The organism is Hymenobacter sp. DG01 (genome assembly GCF_006352025.1).
Lineage (GTDB): Bacteria > Bacteroidota > Bacteroidia > Cytophagales > Hymenobacteraceae > Hymenobacter.
In genome coordinates, this window is the sequence record NZ_CP040936.1 from 3,096,098 (window position 1) to 3,112,414 (window position 16,317).

Here is a 16,317-nt window from a genome sequence, read left to right on the forward strand (position 1 = left end):
TTTCCCAGCTGCTTTTCTATGTCTTTCCCCCTGATGCTTATTCGTTCTTTGGCGGTTGTAGCTTTCCTGGGCACAACCGGCGCCGAGGCCGTAGCCCAGACTAAACCCAAAGCTGCCACCGCCGCTACGGCGGCCCCGCTGAAAGATGGTGCCTTCCGGCGCAATGGCAAGGTGTACCGGCTACAGGCCGGCAAAGCCTCGCCGCTTACTGCCTCCCTGCGGTTCAGCAACGGCTCTACGCTGCTGACCAATGGCACACTGGTAACCAAAAACGGCGCTAGGCAGCTTCTCGGCGAAGGTAAAGCCGTGAACATGCAGGGCGACGTGGTCATTTACCGCGACGATATGATGAGTGCCCGGGCCATTGAGCGCCACGACGAGGCCACGACCGGGGCCAAGCCTACCGTGGTTGAAATTCCGGTAAGCACTAACCTGGCTGCTCTCGGGGCGGAGCTGCAGCGTACCAGCCAGCGCCTGGAGCAGCTGCGGCAACTGACTGACCTGCTGGCCGAGCGAGCGGCGGCGTCAGCGGCCGGCACTACCCCTACCCCCGCTTCCGAGCAAAAGCTTCAGGCTCTGAGTCAGCAACTCAAGCCCTGACCCATAATTCTGCGCTACCCCTGCCCCGGAAACCGAAGTTCTTCTTAACTTAAGAGAGCTTCGGTTTTCTGCTGTTATGGGGGCACTCAATCAGTTGTGGCATACTTATCCATACCTAATTCCAGATATTATATATTTTGGTTTCGAATTAGTTATAAAAAATTTTGGCTTCAAGCTGTATCGGGCATTGTGTTTGGGCTGGCGGTTTTCTACATTTGATTTCACTGGGTTCTTCACCTCCCCTTCACCTTCTAGGTTTTCACCGGCAACTGCACTCTATGGCCTAAAGCTCTACGTCCCCTAACTCTCGTAGTCTTTATGGAAACCATGCAGCCGAGCGACTCCGCTCTTATTTCGCTCTACATTGCCGGCCAGGAAGAGGCCTTTGCTCAGTTGCTTGAGCGGCATAAAGCCCGTGTATTCACCACTATCATGCTGATTGTGCGCGACGAAGACGTGGCCGAAGACCTTTTACAGGACACGTTCATCAAGGCCATTCACACCATGAAGAGTGGCCGCTATAATGAAGAAGGCAAATTCTCGTCCTGGATTTGCCGGATTGCGCATAATCTGGCCATTGACTGCTTCCGCCGCGAAAAACGCAGTCCTTTATTGAACCTTGATACAACAAGTCATGCGTTCAACTCGTTGTCGTTGGCAGAAGAAGGTGCTGAAGCTGCGCTAACGCGGGAAGAAACCCACGCGCGGCTTCGGGAGCTGATTCAGGAGCTGCCCGCGGCGCAGAAAGAAGTCCTGATCATGCGCCACTACGGCGACATGAGCTTTCAGGAAATTGCCGATGCAACGGGGGTCAGCATTAATACAGCGCTAGGGCGGATGCGCTACGCGTTGATTAACCTGCGGAAAAAGATGGCCGCGCAACCCGTTTTCTATGATCAAAACCTTTACCCACGAGAAACTGCTCCGGTACGTGTACAACGAGTTGCCGGCTGATGAACAGCAGGAAATAGAGCAGGCTCTGGTGCACGACGCCGACCTGGCCGCTACCTGCGCCGATTTGCTCCTGGCCCAGCGGGCCCTCGATGGAGCCCGGCGCACACCCGGTAAGCGTACCACCGATGCTATTCTGCAGTACTCCCGCACCTTTCTCAAGGCCGGGTAAGTAGTTTCCCAGGGGAAAGAAATACGTCCTTGTGCGGGCCAGCTGATAACAGCTTACCCGCGCAAGGACATTTTTTTGCCTGTACTTTGCAGCGCACTTCACCTTTGCCGTATGCGTAAGCCCGAGCGGTTCCGCCTCTTTCTTGACTATTTCACCACCAACTTCCCTGAGCCGAAGACGGAGCTGGTGTATTCCAACCCCTACGAGCTGATTGTGGCCGTGGTGCTCAGCGCCCAGTGCACCGATAAGCGCGTCAACCAGATTATGCCGGCCCTGCTGGAGCAGTTCCCAACTCCCGCGCACTTGGCCGCCGCGTCCGCCGAGGAGATATTCCCCTTCATCCGCAGCGTTTCCTACCCCAACAACAAAGCCAAGCACCTTGCAGGCCTGGGCCGCCTGCTGGTGCAGGAGTTTGGGGGCGAAGTGCCCAGCACCATTGAGGAGTTGCAGCGCCTGCCGGGGGTAGGCCGCAAAACAGCTAACGTGTTAGTATCCGTGATTTATAACCAGCCCGCCATGGCCGTGGATACCCACGTCTTTCGGGTATCGCACCGGCTCGGGCTGGTGCCGCGCACGGCTACTACCCCCCTGGCCGTGGAAAAGGAGCTGGTCCGCTATATCCCGCAGGAACTGGTGCCCAAGGCCCACCACTGGCTGATTTTGCATGGGCGTTACATCTGTGTAGCGCGCCAGCCCAAATGCAGCATTTGCCCCCTGAAAAGCTGGTGCAAGTACTACACTGATGTAGTGGCTAAACAGGCACTTACGCCCGATAAAAAGCCCGTAAAACGCGCAGTACGCCCCAAATCATTCGGCGAAGGCACAACTTAGTATATAAGTGGTACTAGGTAGTTTATAGTAAGACAGAGCTCAGGGCTTTTGCGCGGCCTGCTCCAGAACCTGCAGGATTGTGGCTCCAATTTGCTGCCGGTCGAACTGAGTTCTGGCTACCTGCTGGCCGGCCGCTCCGGCAGCGCGTAGCTGCTCCGGGTTGCTTAGTACATTGGCCAGCAGCTCTGCTAGAGCTTTGGGCTCACCAGCCGGGGTAACCCAGCCACAACGGTGCCTTTCCACTAGCTCTTTGGTCCAGCCTTGGTTGGTAACAATCACCGGGGTTCCTACGGCCAGGCTGTCGTAGAGCTTGGCCGGTGAGTTGGCATCCAGCACCGGCAGCCCCAGAAAGGAAACTACCGCTACGTCGGCCAGCCGGAACCACGCAAACACCGCGTGGCGCGGCTGGGGCGGCACCAGCCGGATGGCCGGACAACGGGCCGCGGCGGCTTGCAGCAGAGGCTCATCGTAGCCGTGGCCCATAAACAGCCAGGTAACGGCGGGGTGCCGCGCAGCCAGCAGCTCGGCGGCAGCTACCAGGGTAGGCATATCATTGGCCCGCCCGAAGGTACCGGCATACAGAATTACCTGGCGGCCTGCCAGGCCCTGCTGCTGGCGGAGGGCCGCCACGGCCGCATCGGTAGCGGCGGCGGCTAAGTCCAGGTCGGTGCCGTTGAGGGAGGTAGTCAGCTTTTCGGGCGGTATGCCCAGGCCCTGTACATAGGCCGTCATATCCGGTGAGAGGGGCAGAATATGGCGGGCCGACTGGTAAAGGTTCTTTTCCAGGGCATACAGCCTGCGTTGCGCCAGTTTGTTGGGCACCGCACCCATGGCAACAGGAAAAGCCGGCCACAAATCCTGCACCTCAAACACCCACGGCACCCGCCGCAGGCGGGCTACCTGGGCCGCTGCCCAGGCGGCCGTGAGGGGCGTGCTGATTCCCCAGATAACATCGGGCTTTTCTATGCGCAAGCCTTCGCGCAGGGCGTAGGCGGCGTATTGCCCAAAGGCGAGGGCCCGGCGGGCTACCCCCATTTTGTTTTCGTAAGGCACTGCCGCCGCGCGCATTTCTACCCCTTCGGGCAGCCACGGAAACGCCTGGGTCAGGCGTTGCGGCTCCCAGGTGCGGGTAGTAAGCAGAGTAACGCGGTGCCGGCGGGCCATCTGCGCCAGCAACGAGTAGTGCCGACTAGTGGCGGGGCAGTCGGGGTTGGTGTGGTACTGGCTGAAGACGGCAATGTGCATGGATGGCTAACTGAGGCGGCCCCGGTTCTGCTTGGGCCGATAGCGCGACTCGTTGAGAATGCGCTGGGCATTTTTCTCGGCCATCAGCTGCTTAAGCGTTACGTTGGGGTGCTCGGCCATGTACTTGCGCACAATCTGCCAGCCAATCCAGGCCCCTACCCTGCCGGGACAGGTCTTGTCAATTTCCGGGATGTTGGGCCGCTCCCCGATGTACTTCTGAATCGTGAAAGGAGCCGTGTTATACAGCAGATTCTTATCGAGGAAGTGGGCCCAGATCTTGCCTTCATTAAAGTTTACTCCGGCCATTTCTTTACTGGTGTAGCCCATTATCAGCGAGTCAGCGGTGCAGGGCAGCACTTTCTCGGCGAAGTACAGCGCCTTGCCAAACTGCACCATCTCGCCCAGCATGGTTTGGTTGGCAAGCTGCTTCTGGTTGTACTTGCTGCTGATGGCCAGCGCCAGGGCGGGCAGCAGATGCTCTTTGGTGTAGCGGCGCTGAATATAGGAGGGCACGTTGGGCAGATAGGCCGCCTTAGGACCCACGAAGAAATCGGTGCTGATGACCAGCAGGCTGTCATTTACGAACAAATCCTGGCTGAGCCCGCTCACGAAAGTTTTTACCGGCGGCACCCGAAAATCGGGGAAGTAGTAGCGGATGTGCTGGAACAGGGGCTGCAGCTGTTGCTTCAGCTGCTCGGCCCGGAAAGTGGTATCGGCCTGGGCACCCAGTTTTTGCAGGCCGGGGTTGGTGGCCAGGCGCGCCAGCGTAGTGCTCAGCACCTCACCCGGATACTGACCGCTCTGTAAAAACTGCCGCGCAAATAAACCGTGCGCCTTTATGAACTGAGCGGCATCAGCGGGGCTCTTGATTTGAAAAAACGGCTTTTCCAGGCGTTCCAGCGCCACCGGCGCCGACACCTTGGCTACCGCCGGGTCTAGTTCACAGCTTTCTTGGCCGCGACTACAGGCGACCAGACCCAGCCCGGCCACCACTACGGCCGCCAGCCAGGCCCGCATACGGGTAGGAATGTGCATCACGCTTCTATCTTTAAGGCGAAATTAGCCAAAACGGAACGGCCAACCGCCGTGGCTTCGTGTTTCCCCTACCTGTTATTCCGTCCTTGCCATGAAAAAAGTTCTGCTTTCCCTGCTGCTCAGCGGCGCTACCCTGGGCGTAGCCTCCGCTCAGGTTGAAATTGGGCTAAAGGTTTCGCCCTCTATTACCCACCTGCGGGCTGGCTCCCTGGAAAACGGGCTGCAAAATGAGAAGGCCAAGCTGGGCATTGGCGGCGGCATCATCGTCGATTACTTCTTCGGTGAAAACTATGCCTTCGGCACGGGCCTGGAGCTTACGGGCAAGGGTGGCACCATCAGCTACTTCGACCCCGCCCTGAATCGGCGTGAGCAGCAGAAAATCGGGTTGCAGTACCTACAGGTTCCCGTCACGGTGAAGCTGTTCACCAACGACATTGCCACCGATACCAAGCTGTACTTCCAGCTGGGCGGCTCGCTGAACGCGGCCATTGCCGGGCGCCTCGGCGGCGAGAAATACTATACGGACCCCGCCACACAGGAAAAAACCAAAGCTGCCAAGCACGTCATCATCCCCGATGTAGGGCTGCGGGCTGGTTTCGGTGTGGAGCGCCAGCTGGGCAAGAGCACCCGCGTGCTGGCCGGCCTGAGCTACCACCGCGGCCTGCTCAACATCGACAATTACTTCGAAGACGAGCGGGGTTTCAGGGAGGTAGAGCTGAAGAACAGTGAGTTTGCTCTCGATTTGGGCATGAAGTTCTAACCCAGTTATTCTGTTAAGCAACAGGGCCCGCGCACCTATGGTGCGCGGGCCCTGTTGCTTAGCTTAACCCCGAATCGGAGGGTAGCTCTCGGGGGAGTTCGTGCAGGGCCTGCCGGAGCTTTGCTGCTACCTGCGCTACGGCAGCCTGGGCCGTAGCACTAGCCGACTCACTGGCTGGCAGTGGCTGCTCCAGTGCCTGCACGGCCGCCCCTACCCCCCGTATGCCCAGCGACTCTACCCCTGGCCTGATATGATGGATGATGGCCGCCACCTGAGCCCAATTCTGGGTAGCTGCGGCCGTTTCCAGCTGAGCCAGACTAGTGGGCATGCTCCCCAAAAACGACCGGATGATCTTGGCTACGAAAGCGTCGCGGCCGTGCGCCAGTCCCCGTAGGCGGGTCAGGTCGTAGCTGGCTTGGGCCGCCGGGGTAGGGGTAGCATCAGGCTGCAGCAAGGCTTCCAGGTTTCGGTACAGGTCAGCCTCCTCAAAGGGCTTGGTCAGGCAGGCATTCATGCCGGCGGCCAGGTAGCGGGCATTATCCGAGCGGAAAGCGTTGGCCGTCAGAGCCAGAATGGGCACGTTGGCGCGGACCGGGTCGGGCAGCTGCCGGATAACTGCCGTAGCTTCCAGCCCACTCATACCAGGCATCTGAATGTCCATCAGTACCGCATCGTAAAGACGGTGCCGGACCATTTCCAGCCCTACCTGCCCGTTTTCGGCCTCATCTACCTCCACGCCCCATTCTTCCAGCAGCATGCGGGCTACGTCGCGGTTTACCTCGTTGTCTTCTACCAGCAACACCCGGCGGCCGCGCAGCAAGCCGGTATCAAAGGCAGAAGGCGTTGGCTCAGGCGCCACGGCCGGAGTGCGCGGCAGCGTCAGGACAAACCGGAACGTGCTACCCTTGCCGACCTCACTTTCTACCGTCAGCACGCCGCCCAGCTGCTCTACGATGGCCCGCGAAATACTCAGGCCCAGCCCAGTACCGCCAAACCGCCGCGTGGTGTCGGCGTAGGCCTGCGTAAAACCCTCGAAAATGCGCTCCTGCTGCTCCGCCGGAACCCCTATGCCCGTATCCGCTACCACAAACTCCACCGTAAGCGTGTCGGCGTCAGAGCTTAGCTGGCGGCTGGCAACGGTAACGTGGCCACCGGGCTCGGTAAACTTGATGGCATTGGCCACCAGATTAATCATCACCTGATTGATGCGGTGCGGGTCGCCGATAACCCAAGGCAGCGGGCAGGAGTCGCGGAGTGGGGTGCCGGCCACGGTCAGGCCCTTCTCTACGGCCTGCAGCACCAGGGGCTGCAGGGCCTCGCTCAGCGAGGTACAGAGGTTAAAGGAAGTTTGCTCGAACTCCAGTTTGCCGGAGGTAATCTTGGCCATGTCCAGCACATCGTTGATGATGCTGAGCAGGTGCTGCCCAGAGCTGCGAATGATGCCCACCAACTCCTGTTGCCGGGCATCGAGGCGGGTTTTGGCGAGCTGCCCGGCCATGCCCAGCACCCCGTTCATGGGCGTCCGGATTTCGTGACTCATATTGGCCAAGAAATTTTCCCGGGCCCGCAGAGCCGCCTCGGCCTCATCCTTCGCCTGGTTCAACTCCTGCTCTACCAGAATGCGCTTGGTGATGTTGATCAGGTAAAGGTTCGCGTATCCCTCCGTGGCAAAGGGCGCCACAAAAGCCGCGTAGAAATTGTCGCCTACCGGAATATCTACCTGCCAGGGCTGGCTATGGGTCAGGGCGGTAGCGGCCAGCCGCTGGGTTTTAGTCAGTAGCCGGCTCTGGTCGGCCTCGGCTAGGGACTGAAACAGGGCGTTAGCGGCCGGGTTGGTATACAGCAGCTGTCCGCTTGCATCCAGCCGGAAAATAGGGTTGGGATTCTGGCCCGGAATACTAGCCACGGCCCTCAGTTGCACTGTGGCCCGGTGGTACTCCGTTATGTCGCGCAGCCGGATCAAAACGTTTACCGCGGTATCATCGTCGCCCTGAATCGGCATAAAATCCCGTTCCAGTACCCGGCCATCCAGCAGTTCCACTGGGTCGTTAAACACTGGCGTCCCCTTCTGGCGCTTGCTACGCACCTGCTGCTCAAAAGCAGCCGGGTCAACAGTCAGCTGCATCAACACGGCCGCCAGCTCCTGCCACGCCCGGCCTACCCAGTATGCGGCCGGCTCCTCTATGTCCCACAGCGCACAGAACCGCTCATTCACCAGGGCGATGCGGCCGGCTGCATCCGTGAGCAGAATTCCTTCCTGCAAATGACTCAACAGCTGATCCAGCCGGCTGGCAACACTACTCGCTCGGCTGCTAACCTCCTGCAGCGCTGCTTCCAGCTCCTGAATGCGCAGGTGGGCCTGCTCCAGACTCAGGGGGGTAGCAGCTGATGCGGAGGGGGAGCTATTCATAGTTGAGGAAACAGGACACTCCCGAAAGTACTAGCATCCTCGCCCAACGGTTCCAAAGTCTGGCTGAATAAAAGGTTTCTCCCAGCCAACCGGGCGTTCGGGCAAGCGAATAGCCAAGCTGCCCCGGCCGCCGCGCTACGCCCGGGCCTACAAAAAAGCCCGTGCTACCAGGGGCAGCACGGGCTTTCCTTCTATCAGGAGGAGTTTTCTCGCAGAAAAAATCCGTTAATCAGTTATTTCCAATTCCCGGTCCTGCAACCGGCTCATGGCCGCCGCGGCCGAGTGCAGCTCGATTTCCTCGCCGTTCTCGTCCTCGATGCGGTACTCGGTGAGGCCCAGACTAGTGTCCTTCATCACCTTTACCCACTTGTAATACTTCAGGTACCACTTCATTTGCCGGCTTACCAACCCTTTGGTATAGTAGGCATGCAGGAAGGGATGCACCGAAAGCGTGATACCCGACTGGTTTTGAGCTACCAGCAGATCGTCAATGCTGTTGTCGATTTCGTCCGTCACGAGGATGGAAGCCGAAATCTTGCCCGTGCCACCGCAGGTAGGGCACACCTCGCCGGTAACAATGGCTTCGGCCGGCCGCACGCGCTGCCGGGTAATCTGAAGCAGGCCAAACTTGGTAATGGGCAGAATGGTGTAGCGGGCCTTGTCCTGCTTCATGATGCTGTGCACCGCGTCTTCCACCTTTTTCCGGCTCTCGCCCGACTTCATATCAATGAAATCGACAACGATGATGCCGCCCATGTCGCGCAGCCGCAGCTGGCGGGCTACCTCTTTGGCGGCCGCGAGGTTCACGTGCAGGGCCGTGGCCTCTTGGTCGCCCTCCTGGTTGCTCTTGTTGCCGGAGTTCACGTCGATGACGTGCAGGGCCTCCGTGTGCTCAATGACGAGGTAGCCGCCCCCGGGCACCGTCACGGTTTTGCCAAACAGCGTTTTCAGCTGCTTTTCAATGCCGTGCTGCTCAAAGATTTTCACTTTGCCGGTGTGCAGCTTCAGCAGGCCCAGCTTATCGGGCGCAATCTGCTGCAGGTAGCTGCGCATCTCCTCGTACATGGTCGGCGAGTCCACGGTAATGGCATCGAACGACTCATTGAGCATGTCGCGCAGCATGGAAGAAGTGCGGCCCAGTTCGCCCAGTACCTTGTCGTTGGGCTTGCCCGTGCGCAGGTTCTGGAAGAGGGTTTCCCACTTGCTTACCATACTTTGCATATCCTTGTCGAGCTCAGCCACCTCGCGGCCTTCGGCTACGGTGCGGATAATCACGCCAAAGTTGTCGGGCTTGATGGATGCAATGAGCCGCTTGAGCCGCTCCCGCTCCGTCTTGCTGACAATCTTCTTGGATACGCTGATGGTATTCGAAAACGGAACCAGCACCAGGTAGCGGCCGGCCATGGAAATATCCGTGGACAGACGCGGGCCTTTGGTGGAAATCGGCTCCTTCACAATCTGAACCAGCAGTTGCTGGCCCTTCTTGAGCGTGTTGTCGATTTTACCGACTTTGTCGAGCGTCCCGTCAAACTGAAAGGTTTTCAGGGGCCCAACGGTAATTTTCTGCGATTGTACGCCTTTGCCCCACTTCACCAAGGAAGGAAAATTCTCCCCTAGGTCGCCGTAGTGCAGAAAAGCGTCTTTTTGGTACCCGATGTCAATGAACGCGGCGTTCAGACCGGGCATAACTTTCTTGACCGTGCCCAGGAAAATGTCACCTACTGAATAAGCGGTGTCGTTGCGGTCGAAATGATATTCGATGAGCCGCTTGTCCTGTAGCAGGGCAATCCGTTCTCCGTCCTGAGTAGAATTAATGATTAATTCGTTACTCAATGGATTAAGCGGTTAGGAAAGGCACTCCGAAACAGGCCTTTGGTGAAGCTGCTACCCCCGAAACCCGCAAAGGGAAGCCAGCGCACGAGGCGCCAGCTTCCCTTTCAAGCCACGGGGAAAGCAAACTTCTGGCCACTCTCAGAGAACCTAAGTGAGAGATAGACGAACGTTATCCGGGCAGGAAAACGCCGCCAGCAAACCCCGGGAGGGCTTACTTCTTCTTGTGACGGTTCTTGCGCAGACGCTTCTTCCGCTTGTGAGTGGCAATCTTATGACGCTTTCTCTTTTTACCGCAGGGCATGAGTTGAAGTGGTTAAGGGTGTAAAAAATACTTAGTTCAGCTTCTGGAGTTGCTCATCTACTGAAGCGGCCAGGGCCGGATCAGTGCTGAGGCTTTTAGCCTTTTCAAAGGCCTTCCGGGCTTCTGCCTTAGCTCCGGTCTGAGCTAAAGCGACGCCAAGATAAAACTGTCCGTTGACGTTTTCGGCGTTGACCTTGATCAATTCCTGGAAACGCTCCACAGCCCGATCGAACTGGCTGCTCTGAATAGCCAGAAAACCAAGGTTATAGAGAGCTTTTTCGTTGCGTGGGTCGGCAGCTAAAACTTCCCGGATCAGCGTGATGCCTTTCACCGGATCGGCGCTGGCCATGTAGGCCATGCCGAGGTTGGTTTTGGCGTCGAGGTTGTCGGGGTTGTTTTTCAACACCTTCTCGTACAGTTCCTGGCACTTAGCGCCCAACAGCTTCTGCCGCTCTTCGGTGGCCGCAAAGCTGTAGGCCTCAAAGTACTCGTCGGCGGCCCGTTTCCAGGCTTGTTCGCCAGGCCGAGCCAGGGCAACCTGCTCGAAATAGTAACCCGCGCTGTCGAACTTCTCAACGGCTTTGTACTTGGCAGCCAGCTCCTGAGCCAGCCGGAGGCGGCCCGTCAGGTCGGCGGAGTTAGTGGCCTTGTACTTCGCCAGCAGACCATTGATTTCGCTGCGCTGGGCAGCTGGAATCGTCATGTGCGGCTGCTCAGCGGTTGCGCCTTCCGGTTTGCCCATGGCATCCATGCCCCCCACCGATGGAGCGGCCGCGCCATTATCGCGGTTAGCGGTGCGGGCACCATCCTGGGCCAGCGTAGCCTTGGCCTCCTTGGGCTTGACGATTACCTTCGGCAGCAAAAACAGCCCGGCTACCAGCGCAACGGCCAGAGCCAGAATCAGAAGTTGGTGCTTGGAAGTAGTAGCCATCAGGACGAGAAAAAAGCAGGCCGCCGGGCCTCCCAAACGGGAATTCCCAGCGGCTCAGCCGGCAATATTACAACAACAGGTGATTAGGCAGCCAGTTCTTTGATCTTCTTGCTGTTCTTGATCTTGCCAATGAAGGTTTTGGACGGCTTGAAGCTCGGGATGAAGTGCTCGTCGATGATAATCGACGTGTTTTTCGAGATGTTGCGGGCTACTTTCTTCGCGCGCTTTTTGTTCACGAAGGAGCCAAAACCACGCACATAGATGTTGTTGCCTTCGGCCATGGAGTCCTTCACCACTTTGAAGAAGGCTTCTACGGTAGCCGAAACGTCTGCTTTCTCGATGCCGGTTTTGTCGGCAATTTCGGCAATTACTTCTGCTTTAGTCACGCTGGTAAGTGTACTAGGGAGTGAAAAATGTTCTGCTGGCAACTTATGCCGTTCCCCAAAACGTAAGCACTTGCCCGGTAAGAGTTTGCCTACGTTTTGAGGGGCACAAAGGTAGCCTGCTTTTTTGGTTTTACAAACGGTTTCGCCGCATTCCACCGGGCTTCCCTGGTTGCATCCAACTTATTCTTTCTCAAAGCCTTGACTTTTCCTCAAACTCCTTCTTCTTACCCTTGGTTTGCAGCAGCGCTGCTGGATTGGTACCCGCGCCACCGCCGCGACCTGCCTTGGCGCCACACGCGCGACCCGTATGCCATCTGGCTGTCGGAGGTAATTCTGCAGCAAACCCGTGTGAAGCAAGGCCTGCCTTATTACCTCGATTTCATTAGCAGCTACCCCACCGTTCATGACTTGGCCGCCGCCCCGCAGGATGAGGTGCTGCGCCATTGGCAGGGCCTGGGCTATTACTCACGGGCCCGCAACATGCACCATACGGCCCAGCAGGTGGTGCAGGAGTTTGGCGGTACGTTCCCTGACTCTTACGATGGGTTGCTGAAGCTGAGGGGGGTAGGACAGTACACGGCCGCCGCCATTGCTTCCTTTGCTTACGATGAGCAGGTGGCTGTGCTCGATGGCAACGTGTACCGGGTGCTGGCGCGCGTGTTCGGCCTGACCCAGGACATTGCCGCCCCGGCCAGCCGCAAAGTGTTTCAGCAGTTGGCCGACACCTTGATTCCGGCGGAGCATCCAGCGGAGTTTAATCAGGCCATTATGGAGTTCGGGGCCATTCAGTGCACGCCCGTAAAACCCGACTGCCTGTTCTGTCCGCTGCAAAGCCAGTGTTATGCGTTTCAGCATGGCTTGGTGCAGGAGCTACCAGTGAAAAGCAAAGCCAAGGCCGCCCGCACGCGCTACTTCCACTACCTCGTGTTGCGCCACGAGGACACCCTATATATGCGTAAGCGTGGCCCCAAGGACATTTGGGAGGGTCTCTACGATTTTGCCCTGCACGAAGCGGAAACCGCTGAGCTGCCGGCCCAGCAGGTGGTTGACGCGGTGGAGCTACTTGGCGGCCGTTTTGCCACCAATCAAGCAGAGGAGCCGGTGCACAGCCTGCGCCACGTACTGAGCCACCAGAAAGTGGAAGCGCGCTTTCACCCGGTGCGGCTGGCTGCCCCCCTACCCCCCGCCGCACTGGCGAAGGCTGGCCTAGTTGCTTACCATGCGGCAGCTATTGAGGAGCTGCCGAAACCCATGCTTATAACTAACTACATTAGCAAAATAAAGATTTAGCCGCCTAATATATTTGGCAACATAAATCTTATTTTGTATATTTATACCAGTAATCAACTCCCTATTTTACATCCTCAAGCAACTAAGAAGCAAGCATATGGCAGGCGTAAACAAAGTCATTCTGGTGGGCAATCTGGGTAAAGATCCGGAAGTACGTCACCTGGAAGGTGGGGCCAGTGTAGCTCATTTCACCCTGGCTACCAACGAATATTACAAAGACAAGCAGGGCAACCGCGTAGAGCGTACTGAGTGGCACAACATTGCGGCTTGGCGTGGCTTGGCGGAGTTGGCTGAGAAGTATCTGCGTAAGGGCCAGCAGGTGTACGTGGAAGGGAAAATCCGGACCCGGCAGTACCAGGACAAGGACAACCAGACCCGCTACATCACTGAAATCATAGCCGACGAAATTTCCATGCTCGGCGGCCGGCCCCAGGGCGCCGAAGGGGCTGCTACTCCCGCAGCGGCCACCGAAGCCCCTACTACCTTCCGGCAGGAACCAGAGCTGGACCAACTGCCGTTTTAAGCAGGTCTGGCACCTGCGCGCAAAAGCCCCGGCAAAACCGGGGCTTTTTGCATTAGTTTGGCTTTTCACAAAGGGTAGCAAGCCACGAATGCGCACCTATTCTTACCTACCTTTGATAGTTCATTTGCTTTTGCATCGCATGGCTGTTTCCCGAATGCTGCGCGCCGGAGGCGCGGTTTTTACTTTATTGGCTTTAGCGGTGGGTTGTACCTCGGCCCCCGATTTTACGCCTAAGCCTAAAGGATACAACCGCATCGATCTGCCGCCCCACGCCTACCAGACGCTGGCACCGGGGCATCCGTACCGGTTTGAGTACTCGCGCTACGCCAAGGTGCTGCGCGACTCTTCCTACCTGGCCCAGCCTCACTGGATCAATATTTACTACCCCACGCTGCAGGCCAATGTACAGATTACGTACGCTGACCTGGCCAAAAAGCCGCAGCTCTACGGCAAGCTGCTGGAAGATGCGCGCAAGCTCACCAGCAAACACGAAATCAAGGCGACGGCCATTGACGAGAACGTGCTGAAAACCCCGAATGGCATGCGCGTTTCGGTTTTTGAGCTACAGGGTGAAGTACCCAGCCAGTTTCAGTTTTATACCACCGACAGCACCAAGCACTTTTTCCGGGGTGCTCTGTATTTCCGCACGGCCACGGCCAACGACTCGCTGGCGCCGGTTATCGAGTACGTGAAGCAGGACATCGTGCGGATGTTGAACACGTTGCAGTATCAGTGAGCCCGGCAGTATAGAGAAGGTGGAGCTGGTACCGCTCAGGCCTGCTTTATTCTGGTTTTGCGAGGCTCATTCCTCATAGCTATATGAGTAACTTTTTTCAGACCAAACTTGAGTATCTGCGCGGGGTAGGGTTACAGCGGGCCCAGCTGCTGCAGAAAGAGCTGAACCTGTTCACCTACGGCGACCTGATTCAGCGCTACCCCTTCCGCTACCTCGACCGCACCCAGTTTTATAACATCTGCGACCTGCACGACGACCTGCCTTACGTGCAGGTAAAGGGCATTCTGCGCAACCGGGAGGTAGTGGGTGAGGGCCCCAAGAAGCGCATGGTAGCCAAGGTAACCGATGCCAGCGGAGAGTTGGAAGTAGTGTGGTTCAAGGGCGTCAACTACCTCGAAAAGGTTATCAGGAACCACCAGGAGTACATAGTTTTTGGCAAACCTACCATGTTCCAGGGCCGGCCCCAGATGGCCCACCCGGAAATGGAAGAAGTAACCGAGCAGAAGCCCGGTCAGAGCTACTTGCAGCCGGTGTATAACACCTCCGAGAAGCTCAAAAACTACCACCGCGTTGACAGCAAGGCCATTGCCCGCATGGTGGCCGACTTGCTTAAGATTGCCCTGCCCCAGGTTCATGAGACGCTGTCGGAAGACCTCATTCGTCAGTACGGCCTGATGAACAAAGCCACCGCGCTTCAGCAAATTCACTTTCCGCAGAGTACTGAACTGCTGCAAGCGGCCCGCTTCCGGCTGAAGTTTGAGGAGCTGTTTTACGTGCAGCTGAAGCTGCTGCGCCAAAAGGATCAGCGCAAAGTCACGCTGGCGGGGCAGATTTTCAAGGAGGTTCCTACCCTGGTGCACTTCTATAAGAACGTGATGCCCTTCGACTTGACAGGGGCGCAGAAACGGGTTATCCACGATATCTATAAGGATTTCTGCTCCGGCCAGCAGATGAACCGCCTGCTGCAGGGGGATGTGGGCTCGGGTAAGACCATTGTGGCCTTCATCAGCATGCTCATGGCTGCCGACAATGGGGCTCAGAGCTGCCTGATGGCGCCCACCGAAATCCTGGCGGATCAGCACTACACCGGCCTCAAGCACTTTGCCGATATGCTGGGGCTGAAAATCGGGAAGCTCACGGGCAGCACGCGCACCGCCGAGCGCCGGGTGCTGCACGAGCAACTGCGCTCCGGCGAGATGCACATGCTGGTGGGTACGCATGCCCTGCTCGAAGACGTGGTGCAGTTTCGCAACCTGGGCCTCACCATCATGGATGAGCAGCACCGGTTTGGGGTAGCCCAACGCTCTAAGCTCTGGCAAAAAAACCCGCACGTCATTCCCCATGTGCTGGTCATGACGGCAACGCCCATCCCGCGGACCCTGGCCATGACGCTTTACGGCGACTTGGATGTATCGGTAATTGATGAGCTGCCGGCCGGCCGCAAACCTATCGTCACGGTGCACCGCTTCGACTCCAACCGGCTAAAAGTATTCGGCTTCCTACGCGACCAGATCAAGCTGGGTCGGCAGGTGTACATCGTGTATCCGCTCATTGAGGAGAGCGAAACGATGAGCGACTACAAAGACCTCATGGACGGCTACGAAAGCGTGGCCCGCGCCTTCCCGGAATTTCAGATCAGTATTGTACACGGCCGCATGAGCGCCGCCGAGAAGGATGCCGAAATGCAGCGCTTCCTCAAAAACGAAACTCAGATTATGGTGGCTACCACCGTTATCGAGGTAGGCGTAAACGTGCCCAATGCTTCTGTAATGGTCATTGAGAGCACCGAGCGGTTTGGCCTCTCGCAGCTTCACCAGCTCCGGGGCCGGGTAGGGCGCGGTGCCGAGCAGAGCTACTGCATTCTGATGAGTGGCTACAAGCTCAGCAAGGACTCCCGGACCCGCATTGAAACTATGGTGCGCACCAACAACGGCTTCGAAATTGCTGATATCGACCTGAAGCTGCGCGGCCCCGGCGACCTGATGGGCACTCAGCAGAGCGGCGTACTTGACCTGCTCATTGCAGACCTAGCCAAGGACGGCCGCATCCTGACTGAAAGCCGCGCCGCCGCCCAGCAGCTCATCAACGACGATCCTGGACTGGCCAAGCCCGAAAACGTGGCTATCCGGCGGCACATTGAGAGCCTGCCCGTCACGGCTGTGAACTGGAGCCGCATCAGCTGATCTGAGCTACCAGCTTCACCTACCAGTGTAAAACAAAAGGCCTACCCTTACACCTGATTAGGATGTGAGGGTAGGCCTTTGGCTTTCGAAGATTTCATAAAAAAAGCGCCTTTACCAAAGACGCTTACCG

General features: G+C 57.8%; 15 protein-coding genes. 9 read left to right on the plus strand and 6 right to left on the minus strand.

The genetic code is table 11. The annotated features are described in order from the left end of the window. Window positions 1–18: 18 nt before the first annotated feature. From FGZ14_RS13130 to nth, 4 genes are all read left to right on the plus strand, one after another. Complete coding sequence (locus FGZ14_RS13130) at window positions 19–600, plus strand: DUF6799 domain-containing protein (protein WP_139924694.1); 582 nt, start codon at window positions 19–21, stop codon at window positions 598–600. A 318-nt stretch (window positions 601–918) separates the two neighbouring features. Then, on the plus strand, window positions 919–1,554 hold the full coding sequence (locus FGZ14_RS13135; RefSeq protein WP_139924695.1) for an RNA polymerase sigma factor: 636 nt from the start codon (window positions 919–921) through the stop codon (window positions 1,552–1,554). Continuing rightward, window positions 1,493–1,723, plus strand: coding sequence for a hypothetical protein (locus FGZ14_RS13140; RefSeq protein ID WP_139924696.1), 231 nt, complete (start codon window positions 1,493–1,495; stop codon window positions 1,721–1,723). The genes FGZ14_RS13135 and FGZ14_RS13140 overlap by 62 nt, the downstream gene beginning before the upstream one ends. Window positions 1,724–1,834: 111 nt before the next feature. After that, window positions 1,835–2,554: an endonuclease III gene (nth, locus tag FGZ14_RS13145; RefSeq protein ID WP_139924697.1), complete on the plus strand. Its 720-nt coding sequence runs from the start codon at window positions 1,835–1,837 to the stop codon at window positions 2,552–2,554. Between the two features lie 39 nt (window positions 2,555–2,593). On the opposite strand, the gene FGZ14_RS13150 is transcribed toward nth, so the two are convergent. Further along, complete coding sequence (locus FGZ14_RS13150; protein WP_139924698.1) at window positions 2,594–3,799, minus strand: glycosyltransferase family 4 protein; 1,206 nt, start codon at window positions 3,797–3,799, stop codon at window positions 2,594–2,596. A gap of 6 nt (window positions 3,800–3,805) precedes the next feature. Then, window positions 3,806–4,834: a gliding motility lipoprotein GldB gene (locus tag FGZ14_RS13155; protein ID WP_219601024.1), complete on the minus strand. Its 1,029-nt coding sequence runs from the start codon at window positions 4,832–4,834 to the stop codon at window positions 3,806–3,808. 91 nt (window positions 4,835–4,925) lie between these two features. Between FGZ14_RS13155 and FGZ14_RS13160 the strand changes: the two genes are divergently transcribed. Beyond that, entirely contained in the window at window positions 4,926–5,594 is a 669-nt protein-coding gene (locus FGZ14_RS13160; protein WP_139924700.1) for a porin family protein, read from the plus strand. A gap of 58 nt (window positions 5,595–5,652) precedes the next feature. Here the strand turns inward: FGZ14_RS13160 and FGZ14_RS13165 are convergent, their stop codons facing one another. The 4 genes from FGZ14_RS13165 to FGZ14_RS13180 form a co-directional block, all read right to left on the minus strand. After that, window positions 5,653–8,004 (minus strand): ATP-binding protein, encoded by a 2,352-nt coding sequence (locus FGZ14_RS13165; RefSeq protein WP_139924701.1) that lies wholly within the window; start codon window positions 8,002–8,004, stop codon window positions 5,653–5,655. Window positions 8,005–8,229: 225 nt separating this feature from the next. Then, on the minus strand, window positions 8,230–9,837 hold the full coding sequence (locus FGZ14_RS13170) for an Rne/Rng family ribonuclease (RefSeq protein ID WP_139924702.1): 1,608 nt from the start codon (window positions 9,835–9,837) through the stop codon (window positions 8,230–8,232). Window positions 9,838–10,169: 332 nt separating this feature from the next. Then, window positions 10,170–11,069, minus strand: a complete 900-nt coding sequence (locus FGZ14_RS13175; RefSeq protein ID WP_257883223.1) for a tetratricopeptide repeat protein — start codon at window positions 11,067–11,069, stop codon at window positions 10,170–10,172. An 83-nt stretch (window positions 11,070–11,152) separates the two neighbouring features. Beyond that, window positions 11,153–11,455, minus strand: a complete 303-nt coding sequence (locus tag FGZ14_RS13180; protein ID WP_110979047.1) for an HU family DNA-binding protein — start codon at window positions 11,453–11,455, stop codon at window positions 11,153–11,155. A 198-nt stretch (window positions 11,456–11,653) separates the two neighbouring features. Between FGZ14_RS13180 and mutY the strand changes: the two genes are divergently transcribed. The 4 genes from mutY (at window position 11,654) to recG (ending at window position 16,187) form a co-directional block, all read left to right on the plus strand. Next, window positions 11,654–12,745 (plus strand): A/G-specific adenine glycosylase, encoded by a 1,092-nt coding sequence (gene mutY / locus FGZ14_RS13185; protein ID WP_139924703.1) that lies wholly within the window; start codon window positions 11,654–11,656, stop codon window positions 12,743–12,745. A gap of 97 nt (window positions 12,746–12,842) precedes the next feature. Beyond that, window positions 12,843–13,268, plus strand: a complete 426-nt coding sequence (locus FGZ14_RS13190; protein WP_139924704.1) for a single-stranded DNA-binding protein — start codon at window positions 12,843–12,845, stop codon at window positions 13,266–13,268. A gap of 139 nt (window positions 13,269–13,407) precedes the next feature. Continuing rightward, a complete protein-coding gene (gene gldD, locus FGZ14_RS13195; RefSeq protein ID WP_139924705.1) occupies window positions 13,408–14,004 on the plus strand; it encodes a gliding motility lipoprotein GldD in 597 nt (198 codons plus the stop codon). A gap of 83 nt (window positions 14,005–14,087) precedes the next feature. Next, window positions 14,088–16,187, plus strand: coding sequence for an ATP-dependent DNA helicase RecG (gene recG, locus FGZ14_RS13200; protein WP_139924706.1), 2,100 nt, complete (start codon window positions 14,088–14,090; stop codon window positions 16,185–16,187). Window positions 16,188–16,317: the final 130 nt, after the last annotated feature.